The sequence below is a fragment of the Pseudomonas sp. LS2P72 genome, assembly GCF_054897865.1.
Genome location: NZ_CM142708.1, coordinates 3,750,425 through 3,773,277 on the forward strand (window position 1 = coordinate 3,750,425; position 22,853 = coordinate 3,773,277).

18 protein-coding genes and 4 pseudogenes are annotated in these 22,853 nt (G+C 54.0%); 14 read left to right on the top strand and 8 right to left on the bottom strand.

The features are described 5' to 3' along the window. Positions 1–70 precede the first annotated feature (70 nt). From tnpA to ACYZUA_RS17160, 5 genes and pseudogenes are all read left to right on the top strand, one after another. Entirely contained in the window at positions 71–394 is a 324-nt protein-coding gene (gene tnpA, locus ACYZUA_RS17140; protein WP_461959807.1) for an IS66-like element accessory protein TnpA, read from the top strand. Beyond that, a complete protein-coding gene (tnpB, locus tag ACYZUA_RS17145; RefSeq protein WP_461959808.1) occupies positions 391–726 on the top strand; it encodes an IS66 family insertion sequence element accessory protein TnpB in 336 nt (111 codons plus the stop codon). The genes tnpA and tnpB overlap by 4 nt, the downstream gene beginning before the upstream one ends. Before the next feature lie 61 nt (positions 727–787). Further along, positions 788–2,095: pseudogene (tnpC, locus tag ACYZUA_RS17150) on the top strand (IS66 family transposase); the annotation flags it as partial. Between the two features lie 577 nt (positions 2,096–2,672). After that, positions 2,673–4,349, top strand: a complete 1,677-nt coding sequence (ltrA, locus tag ACYZUA_RS17155) for a group II intron reverse transcriptase/maturase (protein ID WP_461959809.1) — start codon at positions 2,673–2,675, stop codon at positions 4,347–4,349. Between the two features lie 89 nt (positions 4,350–4,438). Beyond that, positions 4,439–4,648 (top strand): annotated as a pseudogene (locus tag ACYZUA_RS17160) (transposase domain-containing protein); the annotation flags it as partial. A gap of 405 nt (positions 4,649–5,053) precedes the next feature. On the opposite strand, the gene ACYZUA_RS17165 reads toward ACYZUA_RS17160, so the two are convergent. Next, positions 5,054–6,778, bottom strand: coding sequence for a hypothetical protein (locus ACYZUA_RS17165; RefSeq protein ID WP_461959810.1), 1,725 nt, complete (start codon positions 6,776–6,778; stop codon positions 5,054–5,056). Between the two features lie 666 nt (positions 6,779–7,444). Here ACYZUA_RS17165 and ACYZUA_RS17170 point away from each other — a divergent pair. Together ACYZUA_RS17170 and ACYZUA_RS17175 are read left to right on the top strand one after the other, a co-directional pair. After that, positions 7,445–7,807: a hypothetical protein gene (locus ACYZUA_RS17170; RefSeq protein WP_461959811.1), complete on the top strand. Its 363-nt coding sequence runs from the start codon at positions 7,445–7,447 to the stop codon at positions 7,805–7,807. A 253-nt stretch (positions 7,808–8,060) separates the two neighbouring features. Then, positions 8,061–8,729: pseudogene (locus ACYZUA_RS17175) on the top strand (AAA family ATPase); the annotation flags it as partial. 155 nt (positions 8,730–8,884) lie between these two features. Here ACYZUA_RS17175 and ACYZUA_RS17180 read toward each other — a convergent pair. Continuing rightward, entirely contained in the window at positions 8,885–9,076 is a 192-nt protein-coding gene (locus ACYZUA_RS17180) for an antitoxin Xre/MbcA/ParS toxin-binding domain-containing protein (RefSeq protein ID WP_461959812.1), read from the bottom strand. Positions 9,077–9,329: 253 nt separating this feature from the next. Here ACYZUA_RS17180 and ACYZUA_RS17185 point away from each other — a divergent pair, with 253 nt between their 5' ends. Next, positions 9,330–9,545, top strand: coding sequence for a hypothetical protein (locus tag ACYZUA_RS17185; protein WP_461959813.1), 216 nt, complete (start codon positions 9,330–9,332; stop codon positions 9,543–9,545). Between the two features lie 44 nt (positions 9,546–9,589). Here ACYZUA_RS17185 and ACYZUA_RS17190 read toward each other — a convergent pair whose 3' ends face one another. Both ACYZUA_RS17190 and ACYZUA_RS17195 read right to left on the bottom strand, forming a co-directional pair. Beyond that, on the bottom strand, positions 9,590–9,880 hold the full coding sequence (locus tag ACYZUA_RS17190) for a hypothetical protein (protein WP_461959814.1): 291 nt from the start codon (positions 9,878–9,880) through the stop codon (positions 9,590–9,592). A 149-nt stretch (positions 9,881–10,029) separates the two neighbouring features. After that, positions 10,030–10,491 (bottom strand): hypothetical protein, encoded by a 462-nt coding sequence (locus ACYZUA_RS17195; protein WP_461959815.1) that lies wholly within the window; start codon positions 10,489–10,491, stop codon positions 10,030–10,032. A gap of 196 nt (positions 10,492–10,687) precedes the next feature. Between ACYZUA_RS17195 and ACYZUA_RS17200 the strand changes: the two are divergent. Beyond that, positions 10,688–10,969, top strand: a pseudogene (locus ACYZUA_RS17200) (5'-nucleotidase); the annotation flags it as partial. Positions 10,970–11,253: 284 nt separating this feature from the next. On the opposite strand, the gene ACYZUA_RS17205 reads toward ACYZUA_RS17200, so the two are convergent. The 4 genes from ACYZUA_RS17205 to ACYZUA_RS17220 all read right to left on the bottom strand — a co-directional run bounded on the left by ACYZUA_RS17205 (position 11,254) and on the right by ACYZUA_RS17220 (position 15,356). After that, positions 11,254–11,571, bottom strand: coding sequence for a hypothetical protein (locus tag ACYZUA_RS17205; protein WP_461959816.1), 318 nt, complete (start codon positions 11,569–11,571; stop codon positions 11,254–11,256). Between the two features lie 79 nt (positions 11,572–11,650). After that, entirely contained in the window at positions 11,651–13,615 is a 1,965-nt protein-coding gene (locus tag ACYZUA_RS17210) for a DUF3732 domain-containing protein (RefSeq protein WP_461959817.1), read from the bottom strand. Continuing rightward, positions 13,612–14,100: a three component ABC system middle component gene (locus ACYZUA_RS17215; RefSeq protein ID WP_461959818.1), complete on the bottom strand. Its 489-nt coding sequence runs from the start codon at positions 14,098–14,100 to the stop codon at positions 13,612–13,614. The genes ACYZUA_RS17210 and ACYZUA_RS17215 overlap by 4 nt, the downstream gene beginning before the upstream one ends. Then, positions 14,097–15,356, bottom strand: coding sequence for an ABC-three component system protein (locus ACYZUA_RS17220; RefSeq protein WP_461959819.1), 1,260 nt, complete (start codon positions 15,354–15,356; stop codon positions 14,097–14,099). Before ACYZUA_RS17220 ends, ACYZUA_RS17215 begins: the two co-directional genes overlap by 4 nt. Before the next feature lie 1,001 nt (positions 15,357–16,357). Between ACYZUA_RS17220 and ACYZUA_RS17225 the strand changes: the two genes are divergently transcribed. The 5 genes from ACYZUA_RS17225 to ACYZUA_RS17245 all read left to right on the top strand — a co-directional run bounded on the left by ACYZUA_RS17225 (position 16,358) and on the right by ACYZUA_RS17245 (position 22,741). Next, a complete protein-coding gene (locus ACYZUA_RS17225; RefSeq protein WP_461959820.1) occupies positions 16,358–17,323 on the top strand; it encodes an ATPase in 966 nt (321 codons plus the stop codon). A 288-nt stretch (positions 17,324–17,611) separates the two neighbouring features. Next, entirely contained in the window at positions 17,612–18,277 is a 666-nt protein-coding gene (locus ACYZUA_RS17230; RefSeq protein ID WP_461959821.1) for a hypothetical protein, read from the top strand. A 665-nt stretch (positions 18,278–18,942) separates the two neighbouring features. Further along, positions 18,943–19,380, top strand: coding sequence for a pyrophosphatase (locus tag ACYZUA_RS17235; protein ID WP_461959822.1), 438 nt, complete (start codon positions 18,943–18,945; stop codon positions 19,378–19,380). After that, positions 19,377–20,537, top strand: a complete 1,161-nt coding sequence (locus ACYZUA_RS17240; protein ID WP_461959823.1) for a hypothetical protein — start codon at positions 19,377–19,379, stop codon at positions 20,535–20,537. The genes ACYZUA_RS17235 and ACYZUA_RS17240 overlap by 4 nt, the downstream gene beginning before the upstream one ends. After that, positions 20,537–22,741, top strand: a complete 2,205-nt coding sequence (locus ACYZUA_RS17245; protein ID WP_461959824.1) for a hypothetical protein — start codon at positions 20,537–20,539, stop codon at positions 22,739–22,741. Before ACYZUA_RS17240 ends, ACYZUA_RS17245 begins: the two co-directional genes overlap by 1 nt. Positions 22,742–22,853: the final 112 nt, after the last annotated feature.

Sequence of the window (22,853 nt, forward strand, 5' to 3'; positions counted from 1 at the left end):
CCCAGCGATAAGGGCGATGTTGTCCACTTAAAAATACGTGGACACTATCGCCCCTATCATCAGGATTGCCATGCGCCAAAGAACCTCTTATCCCAAACCCTTTAAAGCCCAGATCGTCCAAGAATGCCTGCAACCTGGCGTGTCGATGGCCAGCGTGGCCCTGCGTCACGGCATTAACGCCAACCTGGTTCGAAAGTGGATACCTGCTTATCGTGATCATCAGGCGCCGGCTTTGCCTGCTTTTGTTCCGATGAAGCTTGCGCCCGCAACCCAGCCCGATCAGCAGATGTCGGTCAACATCGAGGTTCCTTTCGGGCCGCAAAAACTCACTGTGAAGTGGCCATCCTCAGATCCTGACGGGTGTGCTCGTTTTGTCCGCGAGCTTGCCCAGTGATCCGCATTGATGCCATCTGGCTCGCCACCGAGCCCATGGATATGCGTGCAGGTACCGAGACCGCGTTGGCCAGAGTGATTGCAGTATTCGGTGCGGCGAAGCCGCACTGTGCTTATCTCTTTGCCAATCGACGTGCTAACCGAATGAAAGTCCTGGTTCATGACGGGATTGGTGTTTGGCTGGCTGCACGGCGGTTGAACCAAGGCAAATTCCACTGGCCAGGCATTCGGCACGGCTGTGAGATGGAGCTGGATACCGAGCAACTTCAGGCCTTGGTATTAGGTTTGCCTTGGCAGCGTGTTGGTGCTGCCGGCACAATCACACTGCTGTAAAAACTGTAATTAGATTCTTGGCCTACTGCCGCAAGCGATCTGCTTTGGTAAAATCCAAGGCATGACTTCTTCGCCCAATATCGATCAGATGACCCCCGACCAACTGCGTGCATTCGCTGCGCAGTTGATGTCGAAGGTCGACACCATGGGCAGAAAGATCCACCGCGATCAAACCATCATCGAACAGCTGACCCACGAGATCGCCATCCTCAAGCGGCACAGGTTTGCCAAGCGCAGCGAGCAGATCAGCCCTGAGCAAGGCAACTTGCTCGACGATCTGCTCAACACTGATCTTGAGGCTATCGACGCCGAGTTGAAGGCCCTCCGACCAGCTCCCGCTCCAGAAGAGAAGCGCCAGCAACCCAAGCGCGCGCCGCTGCCACCGCAGTTTCCACGCACCGTAATTCATCACGAACCGGAAAACACCCAGTGCGCCTGCGGCTGCCAACTTCAGCGCATCGGCGAGGACGTCAGCGAGAAGCTGGATTACACGCCGGGCGTGTTCACCGTCGAACAGCATGTGCGTGGAAAATGGGCCTGCCGTCAGTGCGAAACACTGATCCAGGCACCGGTGCCGGCCCAGGTAATCGACAAGGGAATACCTACCGCAGGTCTGCTCGCTCACGTAATGGTGGCGAAATTCGCCGACCACTTGCCGCTGTACCGGCAGGAGAAAATCTTTGGCCGCGCCGGCTTAGCCATCGCGCGTTCAACTCTCGCGCAATGGGTTGGGCAGACCGGTGTACAGCTTCAGCCATTGGTTGATGCCTTGCGAGAAGCTGTTCTGGCCCAACGAGTTGTCCATGCTGACGAAACTCCGGTGCAGATGCTTGCGCCCGGAGAGAAGAAAACTCACCGCGCTTATGTCTGGGCTTACTGCACCACGCCGTTCTCGGCGCTTAAGGCAGTGGTTTATGACTTCAGCCCGAGCCGCGCCGGTGAGCATGCACGTAACTTCCTCGGCTCGTGGAACGGCAAGCTGGTGTGCGACGATTTTGCTGGCTACAAAGCCGGTTTCGAGAAGGGCATGACCGAAATTGGTTGCATGGCCCACGCACGCCGCAAGTTTTTCGATCTGCACGTGGCGAATAAAAGTCAGTTGGCAGCACAGGCACTGCACTCGATTGGCGGCTTGTACGAAGTTGAACGCCAAGCGTGCGAGATGAGTGATGAGGATCGCTGGCGGATACGGCAAGAAAAAGCTGCGCCGTTAGCGAAAGCGCTGCACGACTGGATGTTGGCCCAGCGCGATCTTGTACCCAACGGATCAGCGACGGCCAAAGCCTTGGATTACAGCCTTAAACGCTGGGTCGCGCTGACGCGCTACCTGGAAGATGGGGCCGTGCCCATCGACAACAACCCAGTCGAGGTGCGACACGAAGTCGCTTAATGAAGTTGTTCCCCCCTGCGGGAACCATCCGTGTCACCGGGTGAATCTAGAAGGCTGAATCAAGAGCGCCTTCGACAATGGAACGAGGCACTGCAAGGTGCGGGGTATCAATCGTGAGAGGCGTACTCTTCTGGCAGCCATAGCCGGACAAGGACTAGATAGTCGGTATGGTGAACGCATGTGAATCTGCGCAACGATCGTTAAGTTGAACGAGCGGAAATGGCTTACACGCTCGAACCAAAACGGTAATGGAGGTGGGAATAGCGTCTTTCGACTACGCGTTCGTGACCCACATGCCTCCCGGTCGATAGCAGGCACCTAACCCGACGTACTTCAGTAGGCGGAACGTGGAAATCCCGTATCGCTCCCGTCAGGGAAAGCCGTTTGTAAAAACTGCCCATGGCGGTGCGGGCGAAGGAACGAGGAAAAAGCGAACGCCATCCTGTAATGGGTTGGATAGAGGTTGAAACATCACTTCACGCGAAAGCGGGCAGACGTCCTCATGGTCTCTCTTCACACGAGAGTAGGTAGAACCCTTTCAGCGGAAGGAGAGCAAATGAACGCAGCAACATTGGCGTGTGCACCTTCCGGCACGTCGTGGGACGGCATCGATTGGATCGCCTTACAACGTCGTGTCAAAGGGCTGCAAGCGCGTATTGTGAAGGCTGTACAAGACGGCAGGCATAACAAGGCGAGAGCCTTGCAATGGCTGCTGACTCACTCGTTCAGCGGCAAAGCTTTAGCTGTGAAACGTGTGTCTGAAAACAAAGGCAAAAATACCCCCGGTGTGGACAAGGTCACTTGGAATACGCCTAGGGCCAAGATCGGTGCGATAGAGTCGTTGAAGCGGCGAGGCTACTCGCCGCTTCCGCTTCGGAGAGTGCTTATTCCGAAGAAAAACGGCAAGACTAGACCTCTCGGAATTCCCGCGATGAAATGCCGGGCCATGCAGGCACTTCATTTGCTGGCTCTGGAACCGATAGCGGAGACCACCGCCGACCCGAACTCTTATGGATTCAGGCCGGAACGCTCAACTGCGGATGCCGCCGCGCAGTGCTTTGGTGTGCTGTCACGAAAAGCAAACGCGGAGTGGGTGTTAGAGGGCGACATTCAAGGCTGTTTCGACAATATCAGCCATGACTGGTTGATCGCCAACATTCCCATGGATAAGGCGATTTTGCAGAAATGGCTCCAGGCCGGTTATGTCCACCAGAATCAACTGTTCCCCAGCCACGCCGGAACCCCGCAGGGAGGCATCATATCCCCGGTGTTGGCCAACATGGCGCTGGACGGGTTGGAGGCGATGCTGGCGAAGAGGTTTCCCAATGCAAAGTGGACAGCCCGAAAAATGCGCGTGGTGCGCTATGCAGATGACTTCATCATCACAGGCTGTTCGAAAGAGTGGCTGGAGAATGAAGTCAGGCCCGCTGTGGTTGATTTCCTGGCAGAGCGTGGACTTGTCCTCTCTCCGGAAAAAACCAAAATAACGCACATAGGGGACGGGTTCGACTTCCTCGGATGGAACCTGCGCAAGTACAACGGCAAGCTCCTGATCAAGCCGTCCAAGGCGAACATCGGGGCTCTACTTGCCAAGCTGCGAGAGTTGATCAAGACCAACAAAACGATACGGCAGGCTAACTTGATAGGTTTGCTCAACCCGGTTCTACGGGGCTGGGCGAACTATCACAGTCATGTCGTCGCCAAGAAGGTCTTCAACCAGGTGGACAGTGCAGTATGGGAAATGCTCTGGCGATGGGCGGTACGCCGCCACCCTCGCAAGACACGCCGATGGGTGAAGGATCGGTATTTCAAAGTACAAGGGGCGCGTCGATGGGTATTCTCATGTGCTGAAAAATCCGCCGATGGTCGGAAGCGTCAGTACACGTTATTGGACGCCTCGGACACGCCAATTGTGCGACATATCAAGATCAAGGCTGCTGCCAACCCTCACGACCCTGAATGGGATGAGTACTTCGAATCCCGATGGGGCAAAAGAATGCTTATCTCCCCAAAGGGTCGAGCCAAGCTGTATCGGGTGTGGCTACAGCAAGGTGGTCGCTGCTGCGCATGCCTTAAACCGGTCACCAAAGACACACCATGGCATAGCCGCCATGTTGTGAAGCTGAGTGACGGAGGGACGGATGCGGCCGCCAATCTTGAGATCTACCACCTGCGGTGCCCAAGGGATGTGCAATTTGCCAACGTCGACGATGTACAACCGGGTGCCCAATAGCGCCTTAGTAGAGGCTTGAGCCGTGTGCTGGGAAACTCGCATGCACGGTTCTTAGGGGGTTGGACGCGGGCAACCGCGTCTGACTACCCGACAATCAGATCCGGCCGTGGGCGCTCGGGCGTTCAAACTGGTTGTTTGCCGGGTCGCTTCGCAGCGGCAAACGAGCGGCGGCGATCATGAGCTTGATCCAGTCAGCGCGTATGAATGGGCATGATCCGTATGCCTATCTCAAAGATGTGCTGACGCGGTTGCCGATGCAGCGAGCGAGTGAGATCGACCAACTGCTGCCGCATCAGTGGGTATCTGCCAGAGTCATGCAAGGTGACTTCGGCGGACGCTTACGCTGCTCGACCCAAAGCGTGAGCTCCATAATCGCGGCCTCGAGAGCCAGTTGGTTCTGGTTGATTTTGAAGAGAAGTGAAGGGAGTAGATCTGCATTCGACATCGGGGAACCTCCTTGTAAAGAGGTGAGCGTAGCAGTCGGGAGGGCTACTCGTGTTCAAGATGCCTGGCGTGTCCAAAAAACTGGGGCAAGTAGGGTTGGCATCACTCCAACTTATACATGCCATCGAAATGGTGTTGTACCTCTGTGCATACACCAGCTTGCTCTCGACGGTGCTTATGGCACGCCTAGGGGGGCTCGACGTCGCCCCAGGGATGTTGATGGTGGACGCGTATTTGAGATTTCACTCATCGCCGAGTCATCACCTGCCCGTTGGTCGTTGAGAGGCTATCCGCGCAGCTGTATACGCTGAAGAGAATTCAGACTGGTCGACCGTACCGCGCGTTAAGCTTTCGTTAAAAGCAGAGTAGATTCTCAGACCCTCTCCAGTCTCAATGGCCTCTAAATTGGCACACTGTGCCGCCAAAAGCCTGATAGCTTCCCTCTCAAGGCGTTCGTCCATCCTGGGGCCGTGATGGGCCTCTACAAGCAACAAGTAGATCCTCCACGCTCTATTCGCTGAAGGCTTTGGCAAGTCCCCCATCATTGCGGCAGTGAGGATCAACAGAGTAATCGTTTCAAGGCCACGCGATGGAGCATCCTTCTTCATGGCTGCTTTGACATACCACTGCCGCAGCAGCGCTGCTAACCCGATGTCTGAAAGTAATTTCTCTTCTATGAGAGTGCGGAGCACCGCTGCGGCATGCCCTAGGGTCTGTTCAAATGGCGAGCGATAGTCCCATAGTGCAGAAATCACAGAGACAAACCCATGTTCGGCATCAAGGATTTCTACACCTTGGCGTACAGTTCTTGCCGATTGGAGCGCTGGAGGGAGCAACAGCAAAATATCAGGTAGCTGCACGACTACACCGACTCGCCATTCACAAAGCTGGGCAATTTTCTGAGCTTTCTCAATGGGAGTGAGCCCCCCAACTTCTACTAGGGCGGCCAAGATATCAAGCGTGCAGACTCCATCGACTTCGGACTCTCCGGCGCAAAAAATTCGGAACGCATAGTCATCAGAGTAGAGCCTGAACCGTTCGGGATCTGTAGCGCATATCTCCGCAATTTGAGCATTGCTTCGGCCAATTGATGCTGGGGTAGACGCCTGGTGCGCTCCTTCCGGTGGTGACGGTTGTAGAATCGAAGCGAGGTGAGGCCTCAAGGCTTTTTGTAGACCCAAGCATTTACCTCGCAACGGGCTTCCGAACAGAGGATTTGTAAACTCTGCGAGCTCCTCCATGGTGGCTTTAGAGACCGCAATTGTGCCAAAGAAAGTGACTACTACTTCGATCAGCCCCAAGTCGTAGAGGACTAACAGCGCCGTCCAATCAAGCAAGGGTACGCGTTGACGTAGGGCATCTGCACCGGGTGGCTGCCAGCCAAGCTCGGTTAGCATTGTGAGATGGAACTGTCGATCATCACGGCTCGACACCTTGGCAGTTTCCCAGAGGTGCACGACATCGCAGATCGAGGAAAGGACAAGTCGCGGGCGCCATGAGAAAGGAATGGTTTTGAATCCTTGCTGCAAGGCGTATTCGAGCCGTTTCTGGAACGCCTCTCGATCGGGTGTTAGACCAGTTAACGCCTTCAAGCTTTCAATCAATTCTGTGTCAGAGGAGCCCTCTCTAATTTCTCCTCTCCTGAGCATCCGAGAATTGGGGAAATTCTTGAAAAATGCGTCAGCGCGTGCGCGGAATTGTTCTCGATCACTGGCGAGGTCTAGGTCAGTTTCTCCTCCCAGCGAGGAACTCAGGTGCATCATCAAGTAGGCGCCTTCCTGGCTCTCTACGTTCTGATCAACCAGGTCACCGGCCCGAAGGGCGAGTTCAATAAGCCTATTGCTCGTCGGATCGGCGAATTGAATCAGCGTGAACAGCAGCTTTACGCATTCGAGCTGATCCTTTCTGGACTTTGCAGTTTCAAGAGCCTTTTCGGCTGCCTCGACAGCGTCCTCGACATAACCACATCGAGTGGCGATGGTCACGTAAGTATTCAGAGCCAGTTGATCATCGGATCCGGTGGCTACGATCCTAAACGTCGGCTATCAAGGCGTGTTTCGTCGGGTCAATGAAAGCCGGTTCTCCGCAACCATTTACAAAGATGGCCGAGACGTAGCCAGGGCTACCGTCTTCGTAGGGGGCCAGATGGGGGCGGGCATCTATTACAGTCAGGGCGACTCATTCAGCGGGGGCTCCTTTAACGAGGCGCTTCATGTCGAATCAGATGACCAAACACTGTACTGGCGCAGCATGGGGATGGCGTCGTTTCGCAGCCAGCGAGATCAGAAGTTGTCTGAAGAAGGCGCCGCAGCAGCACTCTGGGATATCGTCATCGCGCCTCTTCAGCGGGGTCGCTAGGCTTCGATATCTGCCTTTTCTCATACTTCGAGAGGCGTCTTTTTGCAGTCTGTGAGCGGTGAATGATGGATACCGCTCCGAGTATTCATAGTAAGGAGGGGGACAGTTGCCCAAGCATCGCGTGGCCTTCGCTGATGTGTGAGTCAGTGGCTTCGACGTGGCTATGCGCAGTTTACGCGGCTTGCCTCAAGCTGGAGCGGCGCAGGCCGTGATTTCGCGACACCAAGTTGGATTGCGAGCCACCGTGGACTGATGGCAATCTGATAGGCCAAAGTCTTGGTGAAGGTAATGCAATGAGTGAAAGATCTGGCGGTGCGCTGCCTTGGGTAATCGGTTTCATCACGGTAGGTCTGGTGATTTTTAGCATGGGCACCACCCTGGCGAACCTGGTGCGGCTTGATGCTGGCACAATGTTTCTGGTGGTTTGGTACCTTGGGGGCATCTGGGGAATCGCCTGGATGATGGGCTTGTTGGCATTTCCTCTGAATTACACGTGGCCTGTATGCCTGGGGCTGTCTTGGCTGGCACTGATGCCCGCCCTCAGAGTGTGGTTCAGTGAAGACATCTATGCTTTTTTAGACCCCCTTTGGGCCAGGTTCGTAGGTGTGGCCGTCATTACATTCATCAGTTCGCGGATCAAATCACTGGTTGAGTGAGGCAGATCGTAGATATCTGCGCACAGCGAAGTGCTACTGTCCAAGCCAATTTCGAGGAGCTCGCCAGGTTGTATTGGATTGATCCCCAGGCCTATGTCTCCGATGACGGAGGTTGGTCGATCGAGGTCTAGATAGTAGCTGTCCCGTTTTATGAAATACTCCATAAGCGACTCGAGGATGCGGGCATCCCCATTCCCTAAATACCTTCAAGGCGTGTGGTAATGGCTTTCTGACTTTAGTCCGGCTACGCTGATACACGAATAAAGGCGTCGTGGTTATTGATCACGCGGGTGGTTTTCAGAAGAAAGTGCATGTGGCGCTGTCGGTCTTCGACGTTCGCCAGGCGTTGCTGTATTGCCGTATCTGGTTTGAATCTATGGTGCTTGAGTTCTGCATCGAAAACAGCGTTAAAGTCACCGCGAACTTCAATAAATCGCAGCTTAAGAAGAACATGTACCTTCAAGTCAGCCTAGAGCACACCTTCGCGCTGGTTGAGCCGTTCATTGACTACGACTTGTCGCACTTCAATTTCATTAAGAATGATTTAGTGAACTGGGGTGGACAGAACCAGGAGCATCACGCCTTCGATGAGGGTAGCCTGAACTTCGTGCATTCGAAGACCAGCAGTGAAGTCTTGAGAATCTACGATGCCATCCGCTTCCTGGAATGCCAGCTCTTCACGGGAAGGAAAAAAGAGTCTGGGGAGAAGTACCTTGCCGAGGTTAATGAAAAAATCGAGAGGAGCCGGAGAAGGCTGGCAGGGCTCGCTAGGGCGCCGGAAGAGGTGCAGAAGGAGCATCAAGCGGTATTGAAATCCCTTGAAAAGCGTGCGGTGGAGCTCGGCGAGGAGCTTCAGTTCATCGACCGGTGCCTCGCCAGCGTCGCCCAACGTGAGCAGCCCGCCCGGGTACCGCCCGCCTAGATTCTCAATAAACGCATCACGATCGAGAAGTGCTCGTGGGCATGGCCTGACTTCGCTACGCACTCCTCAACCTACCGGAGAAGTGCTTCGCTGTCGGTGGTTTTAAGGTCAATACCCATCACACTCATTTTAGGGTATGGAGGATAAGACTCGTGCTAACAGACGTACCCGTGACTGACTCTCTCGAGCTCAGCCTTTACGAGTTCGTATCCCGCTTCCGTTTGAGCAAACTCCAATGGTGTGCTTCCATCGAAGGCAGTTTTCGGTTGGTTCAGCCAAATATCCGCTTTCGCTTTGTTGCCAAATACCTGCTCGGCCTGGTGTTGCACCAGCTCAACATAATTCATTTTCAGACTCTCTAGAGACCCATTGATGATGGTTGGAGGTACTCTGTTTTAGTGCTTTTCTGTGCGACAGCAGGAGTATACCCGCGGTTGATGCATGTGTTGGCCGGGCTTCCTAAGTAACGTTATGAGCAGAACGGCGCATCGATCTTTGCGAATTGGAGCTTTCGAAGGCGGCTGCTGACGTGCATTCCCGGCTGGGGTTATTCTCGAACTCAGGCGAGCATCGGAGCTCTTGTTTCTAGGTAACCACCAAATGAAATCCTCTGGAAAAACACTAGCAGAACGCGAAGGGCTGCAATCAGTCATCGATAATGCGCGCAAATCAGCTGCGGCGGGCTATCCAGATTTTACAGGTGATGACCCGGCGACCTTCGTTGCGGATTTTATCGTCGAAAAGGAGAGGGAGGGCATGAGTCTTGACCGTGCGCTTCAGGCACTGATTGCATTCAAGCGCAATCGGAGGTCATGAGATTTCAACCCGGCTTTATGGGCTTCTATCTGATGCCAATCCAGTTAATCGGGTTCATTCATCCATTTCTCGACTTGGGAGTTCCAACCTTTAGCGCAAAAATCAAGTGTTGGCCAATAGTTCTGGAACTTCCCATAGTCTAGTTTTAACGCCTCTGCCCTTGATTTTTTGTCGATAACAATCCAAGCGTAATACATTCGCTCTTCCCAGCTATCAGCAGAGAGCAAAACATCGCCTATATCAAGCTTTCCTCCTAACCCGTACAGTCGAGAATTGAAAAACTCAATTCCAACGTGAGCATAGTTTGGTTGGCGCAGGGCAACTGCGTCGGCCATGTGATAGAGCAAGCCGATGCCTTGAAAAATCGAACGTGTGATCGACTCTTTTTTTCTGTGGTGTGCTCTGTTTCTAGCACACGGCCAGCATTAGTTTGTAATAGACGAACATCGATGGAAAAGGTAGGCATGATCAGATCCTCATTTTATTAGCAGTTCGCTTCGGTGCATGCTTTCCTACGATTCCGGAGTGGGGATTTCCGAATAAAATCGTGAAACATCATGTTGAACGAGTCGAAGCCAGGCCAATAATTTTTATTTTCCTCGTCGTCATAGTCATACCCGAGTGCAAGTATTTGGTCTTGATAGCTCAATAGCGGCCAGATAAGGTTGAAACGCTCCCGCCAAGTTTCAGCTCGCACAAGAGCACAGGCAGTCTCCCAGTCCAACGACGCCAGGTTTCTCAATGCATCGGAAACATTGCTTTCACGGACAATTTCGTCCCACTCATCAACGAGCGCTCGCATTTTGTCGAACACATTTAATATCCATCCGATAGTTTGGAATCTGCACTCGCGCACTGACTGCGGAACTTCACCTAAGTCATTAAATATCACGAAAGCCATTTTTGTGTTTTCTGAATGTTCAACGTGGATGGAATAAGACTCCATTGCATAACCCCTTTTTTATTGTTGTATGAACAAGCTAGCATGTTAGATTTTTACTTTGCAAGAGACTTTCGCTTGACAAGCGCAAAGTGTCATATATACAAACAACCACTTAAATCCTGCGCGTTAACGAGAGGCTGCTTAAATGACGCAGATAGACTTAACCCGGGTAAACCTGATTTTTAGATGAGTGATAAGAATGCCCTATGACCTAGAAAACCGCTTGGTAATAGGCGTGGCATCCAGCGCCGTGTTCGACTTGGTGGCTTCGGATGCGGTATTTCAGAGCCGGGGAGAGGAGGAGTACCGCAAGTTTCAGCAAGAAAACCTCCACGTACCGCTTCCTAAGAGGATAGCGTTTCCGTTCATCAAGCGTTTGCTGTCGGTGAATGACCTGAGCGTTGACCCTGAAGATCCGCTCGTAGAGGTCATTCTACTTTCGAGAAATGATCCTGACACCGGGCTGCGTGTACTGAAGACAAACTTGGGGCACCCAAAGATCTAACGGCGAAGCGGACAAAGAAGATTTGACCGCCGATCCCGCTGAGGTTGGAATCTATGTCTTGGGGCTAACTTTTCGAAGTTGAGGGTAAGTCGCCAGCGTTTGCTGATTATAAGCGGCAGGCCATGTGCACGAGGTTGATGCTTATTTGTCATCTCTCCAACGTGTGTAGGCTCGCGAGGCGACCGACCCTGCTATCAATGACGCTCGATCCGGTGTATGCCGGGATTCCAGGTCAGGCCTCTGCGCACAACGAGCGTCAATCAGTCCTCGTAAAAATCTGTGAAGCTTTGCTCAGTACGACCGCCGCGCATCAACTCCACGGTCATCTTATTGCGGTCGGGCTTGATCTGGAATGGAGAGCTGGTATCCCAAGACTTTACTATCAGGATAACTTGGGCTTGGGCGGAGTCGGTATACTGGTATTGGTACTCCAATGTTGTGACGTTTCCATTCTTTTCGCCTCCTACCATTCCTCCAGCTTCCGCTGCCGATGTGGCTATTGCGAAAGCCTCCTCCGCGACCGAGCGCTCGATCGCTAGCTTCAACTGCTCAAACAACTGTTCTGCTGAAAGGGCCATAATTCATCCATTATCAAAAGAAGAAGGGGGGGGTTGGTTAATCCGCCTACCTTGATGGGCCAAGAGAGGCGGGTGGGGCTTACTGCGCTGCTGGGCTCTTCAGTGGCCAATCCTCTGGCACAAGTGCTGGTGGTTTACTCCAGGGTTCCTCTATAAGCGACTGCTGGAACCAATCATCTCGTAAGTTCGCGTGTTCAGTCACAATGATCTGGAATCCAGGCACATCCTCGACCGTGAACTTGTAAAGCAGGTTGAATAGCTTGCGTACCGAGTCCATGTCAGCATCGGACTGTTCGGTCGTTTCTACTGACCCGTCCGCGGCCTTGTAGACCTCCTCGGATGGGAAGTACACCTGCGTGGGCTGGTCGATCATCAGGAAACGAGGCATCGGGCTTTTGCTCTCGGCGCAGTACCAGTGAAGCGCCAGCAACGCAGATAGATGGTAAGCGAGATGGTTTTCAGCACCTCCCGTTTTGGACATCGGCACTTGTCGTTCAGGCCGATCAAACACGACTGTCAGACGCTTCAGGTCGAGCCGTGCCGGTAGATTGCAAAACTCGGATTGGAAGCGTTTATTGTAGACGCCCATCTGGGCCGAAATGCTGTTCAGGATCGAGGCCAAGCGATCATCGACATCGATGTCTGCCAATGCTTTCTCGAGCTCCTCGACCCGAAGCTCTTTGCGCCGATGCTCAGCCTGTTGCTGCTTCAGGGAATTGTCCGGCACGTAGCCTTCCAGGAAGAGGCTGACGCGACCTGCCACGTATTTGGCTGCGTCACTTTGCTTCTGCGCTTGAGCAAGCAACGTATTCGCAGCGATCACTGCTGCTAACTCAGCTTCTCGCTCCGTGATGAGCTGATTCGTATCTCGCAGCCGTTGCGTTTCTTCTGCGAGGTAGTCCTGCAGGTGAGGGCGCTGGCCCATTACCGTCTGCATTTCGACTTCGAGAGACGTCAACTCACTGATCAGTGCCTTGGCAATGGGCGTATCCATACCCAGGTTCTTTTCTGCGAAAGGCCACTGCCATTGACCGGTTGCGCTGTTTTTGGGCAGGGCTTTGATGGACGCCAAGCGGTCGATTTGCTCAGCAGCTTCACGCTCGAACCCACCAGTTCTGCGTTCAAAGTTTTGCCCTGCTTCGATTTTTGCCTTGATTTCGCGCCGAGCTTTCCGAAGTTTCGCCAACCCCAGCTCCAGCTTCGGTGCTTTATCTTCAGCTTGAGGTTGCATTGCCACAGGCACCCACTGGGCAGCCGTGCGGAGAGCCACCAGGATGTGATCAATCTCATCGGCATGAAGATCGGCTGGCAGAGCGCCGACGGCCTTGGCTTCGGCAATCAACCCAATGGCCATGTTACGGCTGTTCCCGATCACTTGCTTAGATTGATCGACCAGCTTTGCATGAGCCCTAAGATCACGTTGAGCGGTGCGCAGCTTCGTCTGCAATTCATATCGCTCATTCGTTGAAGCTCCCAACAAGATGGGCAGCGTGTCCTTGATTGCCTGGGGTTGGAAGGCCTCACTCTGACGGTAGAAGAGCTGGTCTTTACTGGTGACCAGGCCCTGCTTCTGAAAGAGGTAGTAGTAGGCATGCTTGATCGAAGCTTCGTAGCTGACCCGGGTGTGCTGCTCAGCAACCTCAGTGCGGTTCTCTGGGATGCCAAGATGGCGGGACAGCAGCGACGTGACTGCGATGTCATCTGTATTTGCGATCAATTCGGCATAGTCGGGAGGGGAAACGAATTCCCCCGTCCGCGTCATTGCCATCCGGCAGCTGTCGCCTCCCCTAGGAGGCGCAGGTTTGGCCACCAGTACTTGAACATCTTCAAATTGGTAGATGACAGCGAACCAGGACACCTTGTCCCGAATCACACCCTCGGCCACGTTGAATTCGGAGCGGCCCATGCAATATTCGATGATGTCAGAAAGCGCCGATTTACCCGTCGAAGAGCGCCCGGTGATCACGTTGAGGCCATCGACCTCAAAGTTAACATCACGACGTTGACCATCATGGCTGTAGATGTGGATGGAGCTGATTTTCATGGTCGGATCCCAAATGCCGTGTAGACCGTTACCCTGTCCGCGATTCGGGCGAACTCTTTGCCCAGCAAAATGGCTGCCTGCTGACATGCCACTGACTCTTCAGTGCCTTCGACTGTCGACTTGAGCCGGCGCGCCTTAGGCAATAGACGACCCTCGGGCGTGACTTCAAAACAGCCCGCCTGATGCGCAATCCCAAAGGCCTCGAATGCATAAGGCATCATCTCTGCTACACGCTCTGGGAACCCGATCAGCAATTGGGGGTGCACTGAGACTGCCTTGAGCAAGTAACTTCTGACGTATTGAAGGAGCACTGTTCGCGACTCCTCCTGAAGCGCCAGCGGCAGTACCAGAAGTGAAAGTGAAAACGGCATTCCTCGGGAATCCTCCGCGGCGTAGGCCTTGATCGAGCGCATCAGGATTACTGCACAGAAGGCCGGATTGAAGAGGTTTTTGGTCTCAAACGGACGCTGATCCCACCGGTTCATTCCGAATCTCCTGTACTGTTAGCAAGGTGATCTAGGAGTCTCGGATGCCAGTAAACGGCTGGGTGCGGTCGTTTATTCGCGAGGATCTGATAGCTGCCGCGCACTACATAAGGAGCTGTAACACGGGCGCGGATCTTAAGATGTTCCAGCTTCTGTGCTTCGATCTCTGCCCAGGTGTAGAGCTTCTTCCCCGCAGCTACGAGGCGAGAGTCAGAGCAATCTTCTTCCGACATTTCGAATGCCTCGTCGAAGATGATGTCCCGGTGTCTCTTCCATTCATTGGTCAGACGTTGCTCGTACGCCTCGATTTCTTCTGCACCTGTAAGACGCTGCCGCGCCCAAGCCGATCGCTGTTCAAAGGCCTGGTAGTAATCGAGTATTGCGTTTCTGACCCGACTCGGACTGAGGTGCAAATGTCGAAGTTGGAGAACAAACAGCCGGTTGTCGGTGGCTACTTCAATCGGCTTTTCGGGCTCTGCGTCTTCGAAGGTGATGGGGAGGTTATCGGCTCGATACTCCTCGCTGAATGCATGAAGCTTCTCCGACACATCAGAGCCGGTGATCGGATCAAAGTCAGGATCGCAGAGCATCTGGATGATCATGTCGTTCCACCAGCCTTCCAGACGCTCAAACACCGCTTCCCGATGTTCAGGGCGGATAACGCGCATCTTCTGCCCCTTAATCAGTGCCGGCAGGTCTTGAATCCGCGGAACGTCGTCCACGATGGTAATCCTCGAGACGAAGTCTTCCTTCTCCGGGTCGGACAGGGTTGAGAGCAGCCCTTTCACCTTCAGTAGCGCTTTAGACTCGCTGGAGTGGAGAGTTGCCTGAGTCACCTCCCAAACACTGGGCAGAGCGTCAGTGGTATCGGCGCCGTGAAGGAAAAACTCTAGGAAGGATCCAGGTGCTACCGTCGAAGTCGTGAACAAAAAAAATTGGAAATTTGATTCGATCCTCCCGTTACCGGTATATCGGGTAAGCCATATATTGACGGACTTCCAGAAGTCGACCGATAGGTCATTCAGCCGGTCACCGACCGCTTTGTGCTTCAATGACGCCAGCGTTTTGGTGCCCGAAGCATCCTCAAAATCCAGGTCGTCTTCTTTCTCGATGACGATGGCAGTGTCTTCAGGAAGATCCAGCGCTTGGAATAACGCAAAGCGGGGCTGAAAAATGTAGCCCAAGCCTTGTTCCCTAGCGCTGTAACGGTCAGCCGGCTTTTCGCCGCGCTGAGAGTCAGGTATCGCAGAACTCATGATGCGGCCTATGGTTGGCGAGCAGTAGAGAGAGGAAGAGGGTGGTGCATCGCCCCACCCTCCGTAAAGGAAGCCGTTGACGCCCACGGGTCGACAGTAGCAAACCTGGCGCTAGCAGGGGGGGGTACCCTAGCGGGGCATCGACCGCACGCTCTAACGGGGCGCGTGCTAAAGAATATGCCATTAACCGGTGGAGCTGGGCGGCAACGCGGGATCGTAGGTTCGCGCAAACAATACGGAGACTGCGGCTGCCGCTATTCGCGCTCTGGGGCAGATGGCATCGGGAGCGATGCGTTAACACACGATTGTGGTGCGACTTTCCGTGCTCGCAAAAGATTCTTCCTGAAACTGTCATTCCCTTGCCCAGATCGTCGTGGCCGTTGGAGTCCTTAGGGACGCTATTCTGATCCGTGTGGTGGCAAATGGCAATTACTCGCTATCCTGCGGATTTATAACGGCACGATTTGCTGCATGGATGGAAATAGAGGGCAGATCACGCCCAAGCGCGACACCCGTTACCAGTCGCCACCCCATGGGCGCCTAGTGTATCGAGGCGATTTTCGGTGTCGATATCGTGCACGAGATGAGACTCTGTGCTGCAGAGTATTTGGGCCCAACCTGCGCAACGCATTCGCTTACGATCGTGATGAACGACAGTGATTTCTGCTCGGTGGTTGTCGTTTACCCTTGGTGGTTCATGTTGGAGTGGGTTGCGATGGTTCACTGGGCCCAGTGGGCCCAAAACCGTGAAGCCGCAGCCGATGCACAACCGGCTACTGGAGATGGCGAAGGCGTGGCAGTCGATCTACCGGAGCCAAACGCATTCTCACTGGCCTGCCTCAGGTGAAGGGCGTAACCAGCTATCTGGCCAAATCTTTAACTTATGTCAGTTGCTCTCAACGGAGTATGGCTCGACAAAAATCTTAGCTGATAGCTCTATCTCAGGCCTTGGCGTCCCATGCCCAGCGCGTTAGTCTCCAACTTTTGCGTTGAGGTAGGACATGCGAACGAAGCGAAGAATTACTCGGGCGTATTGTTTTGAGCTGGGCGAGGAATTGACCATCGGCGGTGCACGTCAGGCGTATTTTAACCAAGGCCAGCCGCGCAACCGGTTCTTGTTTCAGTGCTCCTCGCCTGAGTGCAGGATGCTCAAGGTGGCTCCCAAGATCACAGCCGTCAACTACGACATCCACCCAACCGAGACAGCGCGCGTCAAATCTCCCCACTTCAAGGACAACGAGCACTATGAGCATCATGCAGAGTGCGAGTGGGTGTTGCCCGATGAGGACGAGGATAGCGATGCACCGCTGCCAGGAGAAACGGAACAGCAGACGCGCACCCGTCTGGCTAAACGGCAACTCAGTGCAGTCATCGATATCTTTATTCCCCCAACGCAACAAGAGCAGCCGATAGTTCGTCCCCCGCGAGCCGTTCCGGGCAACGGTGAAGAGGCGGGGCCAGGTCGTCAGCGGGGCGGTGGCACGGAAGTTACGCGAGCCGACCGCAAGCACCGGAGTGGAGATCTCCGAGAGCTTGTGGATTACTACCACGACGCACGCGAGACCCTTGGAGATCTATTTTCTGAAGTGACCCTCAACGTGGCGGGGCGGGGCGAGATATCGCTGCGTTCGTACTTCAAGAAAGTGGCTTGGGCCAAGCCTGGCACAGCGGGTTGCGTCTACAACGGTGGCGGCCGGATCGTGCGCAGAGAGGGGGCTGGCTTCGTCTTCAAGTTCTACGACCAAGTTGCGGACAAGGACGCATTTCTCCAGGTCTCCGATGAGGTCATGACCCAATACCGATCAAGACGCTACCTAAATGAACTCCTCGACCAAGCAGGGGCGGTGAGGTACTTCACCTTCTATTTTATCGGCGCATTTACGCATGATGAGGCCAGCGACACCATGATCACGCAGATCAATGACCTTCGCTGTATCGCGATCGACCTAGGGCCTCTGAAAAATTGAATAGGCTTTGTCGAAAAAATGCTCATAAAAAGGGTTGAGGCATTCGGTCACCTGACTCGATTATGCAGCCGCATGCCGCTGGCTCCAGATTCGATTGTCGTCCGTTGCACCGTCATCAAGGTAGGCGGTGAGAGTCTAATCCAGTAAGCCTCTCCCTGGTGTCTTGATATGCAGCAGATGAGCTTCACAGGAACGACAATCGAGCCCTTCCGTAATGGCTCATTGGGCCGGTGACATTGGCATCTAACTGACGTAGGAAAAACGGTGTTAAGAAAACACGAGCAGTCCGTGATAGATGGTTTTTCGAATTTTATCGTACGAAAAGCACAAGCCGCCGGGCGGCAAATTACCCGTTGCTCATTCGATGGCCAAGATTCAATTCTTGGGGCAGATTATGTATTCACCAACCACACAAATTTTCTGATGGTCGAGTTCAAGTATGAAGAGTCTGATTTGAAACACGAGGCCCTCAAGCCTCGACGACTGAAACTCTGCCGTATACTGGATGATAATGACGATTGGAGAGGCTTGAGCTCCCAGTGCCATTATGTGGCTTGGTCGGAAGAGATGAAACCAACGTCGCAAGGAAAGCGTTTTGTCAATTTTAACGGCTATTACGACGAGGTCTGCAACTGCAGCATTTTTGGAGAATATTCTAAGCTCAAACGAGACACCCCAAGCGACGATTTAAGACTCAGAGCTGGGCGTCTCGCGGATGAATTCTTATCGGGCAACCTAGGAATGGACTTCCAAAGCTTTGAGCAATACACCGATTGGCTGATGGGTTTAGAAGACAGCGATCCTTCGGGAATCGAACTCATGGTCGATGACAGCGTCGAGGATGAATTGATTCTCATGGATTTTCCCTCTGTCCGTGAGCTAAAAAGCTGGTTGGACAGAACCACTTTCCAGCCTCCCAAACCTCGAAACTCTAGGGGGCCACGCATGGGGTGAGCTGACAGTGCCCGTTAGCGTTCGGCCTGTACATCGTCGACGGCGTGAGGCCGGACGCAGACATATGATGGCGGCTCGCTTCCATCCGGTGATGGAATCTCTAAATCCTCAAATGCAAGCTTCCATGCTGTGTATCTGCGGCGAAGTTGCGGCTCATACTTTAGTTTCGGCACCTTGCTGCGTCGTCTTGCACGTGAGATCTGCAACGTGGCAGCTAAAGCGCAACCTGATGTGCTCACCTCAGTAATAAAAAGAGAGGGTGACCAGCGACCTGAGCGGTTGACCCGCTCGAGCTTCGAATTTTCGCGGTGGTGCAGCACAGAGCAGCCAACCCGCCGCGGGTGAGGTACTGTTCAACCTCGGAACCAAGCTCCGCGAAACATCTGGGGTATGCTTCTGGTACCTTGGCCAAATTAGCTAATGGAGTAGCAGGAGACGATGAGTTGTCGATCGAACAGCGATTGCCCTTTCTATAAACCCTCCCTAGCCTCACTCCGCGTAGCCCCGCGCCTTCAGCGTCTGCGGGGAGCCCGGACGCAGCACGGCCCCATCCCGCTTGCATGCTCCTGCGATCGTGAAGCTCAGGCCACATCGATGGAATATTTTGAGTTCGGCGTCACGCCAAGCACACTTGCCATTCTGGACTTATCGAGAAGGAAGCATCCATGAGTAAGCCGTTCAAAGACCGAATCTACGCCATGAATCAGATGTACAAACTTCCCATCAGCAGCGCGCCTAAGCTACTGGCCGATCCCGCGGACAAACTCAAGAAATTCAAAGCGACCCTGATGGCCGAAGTGAATGAAATCGATGAAATCGTCGAAAAAATCGAGAATGGCGAGACTGAAATTGATGTGAAGGTTGCCATCGCCGACCTGCTTGGCGACGTGATTGTTTATTGCAGGTCTGAAGCTCTGAAGTACGGCTTGCCGCTGGAGGAAGTACTGGACATCATCATGGACAGCAACGAGAGCAAGCTCGGAGCGGACGGCAAGCCCATCTACGACGAAAATGGCAAGTTCCTTAAAGGCCCCAACTATTGGAAACCTGAGCCCAAGATCCAGAGTTTGCTTCTGGGCTTCGAGGTCAAAGCGGACGCGTGATCGGAGAACCAGGCTTGAAACCAACCACTCTTGGCAAGACCCGTACGCTCAGAGAGATCGAGGCGGCCATTCGCAAGATCTGTGAGAACCCTGGGAGGAGATTCCTCATTCAGGCAGACATGCTCAGCGCGCGGCGCGGCGCCATGCACGATGCCGCACGCCTCCAGCTTAGCGTCACACTGGCCCGGCAGCAGCAGAGTGGCTACCTCGATTTCAACGCGCAGGCCGATGTTCAAACATTGCTGCGCAACCTTGGTAATTGCTCACCAGGCATAGCAGCGGTACGTCTTTCCAAGGGCATCCGGCTTGGCGAACAGACTTTCAATCGGCGAGAGGTCTTCCAGGAGTCTGTAGAAAGGATGCAGGCTATGGACGCCGGAAAGTACGAAGACGTCGTCAACGGCCGGGTCGTCGATTTGATTTGTGTAGCGGGATCGAAGGTTCAGCACTTGCGACCTCTATTTCGCGCCTCAGGTCAGGTAAAGCCTCCATCCGAAATGGCCGCTGAGATTCGCAGGCTCATTGACTTCGTCAACAAACAGAGCGGACGTACCAGCGTTCCGGAATCATTGATAGAAAGCCTGGGCCTCTTCTGCACTGAGCTTGTATCCAACACCCAGGAGCACGCGACCTCCGACCATCTTGGCCTCCCGTATCTTGCCCACGTGGAAGGCGTGATGGTCGGCTGGAGGCGGCTGGAGGACGAGATCTTTGCTGAGGATTTTGACGGCAGTGAGGATTTGAGGCGTTACTGGCAGCGCGAGTCTTCAACCACAGACAATAACAAGACCAGTTTGCGCGCGTTGCACATCAGTTTCTTCGACTCCGGCCCTGGGTTCGCCTCCAGAATGAGCGGCAAGGCGGTGCAAGATATGTCGCTCCAGGAAGAGCGGGAATATCTGCTCAAATGCTTACAGCCGCGCCAGTCCAGCAAGACTCTGGACGCCGCAGGCATAGGTCTCCCTGCCATCCTGAATGAGCTATGCAGAGTTGGCGGGTTAATCCGTATCCGCTCTGGCCGCTTGTGCATCTACAACCAGTTCGAAGAAAACGATGTCCAGCGCGATCTTGGCGATTTCAGGGATTGGGACAACGCCGATTTGGCGCCCGTTGCAGGGGCCGTTGTCACCATCATGATTCCATTGAGGGGCATGTAATGGAGCGTTTCTATCAATGGATGTCTGAGGCCAGCAACGCCAGTGGAAGTCACGAGGCGTTGGTCATCTGCTACAACGATTCGGAGCTATCGGTACAACACGTTTTCTCAGACATCGAAATGGCGTTGAAGGCTCAACGACATCTGCCAGACTGCGTGTACATCCTGGGCACGTCTGATCAGTTGGCGGTGTTTAACAACGGTTGGGCTGACGATCAAGGGCGCCTGGCTAACCTCCTGAGACGTGGCGTAAAAAATGAGCGTGTGTGTGTCCATGAGTACGTATTCCTGGAATGGAATGGTGAGACCTTTAACACTCATGTGCTGGGCGGGCGCGAAATCACCTATCGCCACGATCCGAGCGTGCTCCTGAAGCACGGGTTAAAAACGCTGATTGAAAAGAACAACGTCATACATTCGGCACCGTCTTCACATTCCTTCAAACATCCCTCCGGCACGCTGAACAATGTGTTCATCCAGGCCAGGGAGCTGGCGAGCGACGAGGCCGAAGTCTGCGTGGTGGGGTATGCGATCGCATTGGAATACGGTGCCAGGCTGCGCCCAGCAGACAAGGTGTTCATTGACACCATGGGTATCTATGCATTCGTGAAGAATGCGCTCGGACGCTTGAATGGCAAAGCCGAAGTGATGAGCTTTCACTCCTACGACCGGCTCAAGACGATGTTCCCCCCGACGAGTGATTATTTCTGCGTGGTGTCCGCTTCCACATCCGGCGGGATGGCAAAAAAAATGGGGGAGCAGTCCTTCAGTAATGATTGCGTTGCCACGCTGATCGACCGCACCGCTGATGACCGATATGGTCGTGTCCTGGTCGCGTTGGACGATATTGGATATCCACTGCCTGTCAAAGCGGAGGAGGGCTGTACGCTGATCGAGATCATAGGGGAAAATTTTTCGGCAAAATCAAAGCCGCCTAAATCGATCACCATCTCCATGAAGCATGGGCCAAAGCCGTTGTCCAAGTTCCACAAGTATTTCGGCATGGGTGGAATTATTGGGTTCAATAGGTCAAGTCGGCCTCACAAGCTATTAACGCTTGATCCCGATCTGCTGCTGGCGGACGACGACTTCAAGCGATGGCTTGCCGCTGAAATCGACTGGTCTGTTTCAATGGCGACGAACCTCATCGTGTACGCCGACGATCCCGGTTCAAAAAAACTTGGCGAGTTGACACATGAGCTGCTCAGCCAGAAATGGGGAGCGACCAAGTCTATCCAGTGCGTACCTTACAGCCAGCTTGATGAAGTTGATTTCGGTACCGTTACCGGGGTTCTTGTTACTACGGTGGTGGCGCGCGACGGAGGGATTCTGAGGGAGATCAGTCGTGATTTGCGGGCTTACATGGACGCGAGTGTGCCACGCCGTTTCCTTGCCCCGATCGGAATTCCGCAGAGCGGCAGAGCTTGGACGCTCCTCAAAAGCTTCTTGATGAAAAACCCCACACCCCGGGATTACGGCTTTTCCAACTGGCTGTGTCTACCGATTGGTGATGACGGGAAGGAGAACGCTTGGAATCGCTTGGTTCTAATAGGCTCTGCTGGGCAGGTCGATGATGCCGGCTTCACGCCCAATGTCGAGGAAAGTGTTCGCCATGATTCGATTGATATGGCCACTGAACTTGTGGAGGAACACAAGCACAGCTTTCTTCCAAAACATGATGGAAGCGCGCTCGCCTTGTCCGATGGATTCCTGTTCTTTGAAGCATCGAGCAATGTAGGTCGGGACTGTCCAAATGTTCCGCAAAGTACGGTGTTCTTCACGATTGCAGCCGTTTTGCAATTTGCTCGCGAACACGACGATCATCAGCTGCGCCTTCAACCGACGGGATACGAGTCCGTGGTGTTGTCGCCTGAGTGTTTTCTTCGATTCAACGACAACATCCTCCAGGCTTCATTCTTGCGGGCCTGTCTCCCCTCGGAGCTTGATTACTCAGCGAGTCCAGAGCTCAGCAAGCTGATGAAGGAATTCATCGCCAAGGTGTTTGCTCGGTGGGAGAGAACCTATGGCGATGCGGCCCTTGAGTTCGCCGCAGCGCTGGCCACCGGTTCGCTAAAGCTCACACAGGAAGACACCCGGGCCCTGCTCGAGGAGGCTATAGAAGATCGCAAGGCTGAGGCTTCCAGTCTTCTTGGGCTGCTTCTGCTCATTCAGCGTGCCTTCTTTCCCGCTTTCGAAGGTAGCTAAGAAGTAGCGGGGGCAGAGTTCCTTCCCCCAGGCTGCTGCTAGTTTGCAGGAGCCTGGCCACCGGGTGGTTAATGGCGATACTACGGGGTCATGCCTGATAGTGCTCTACAGC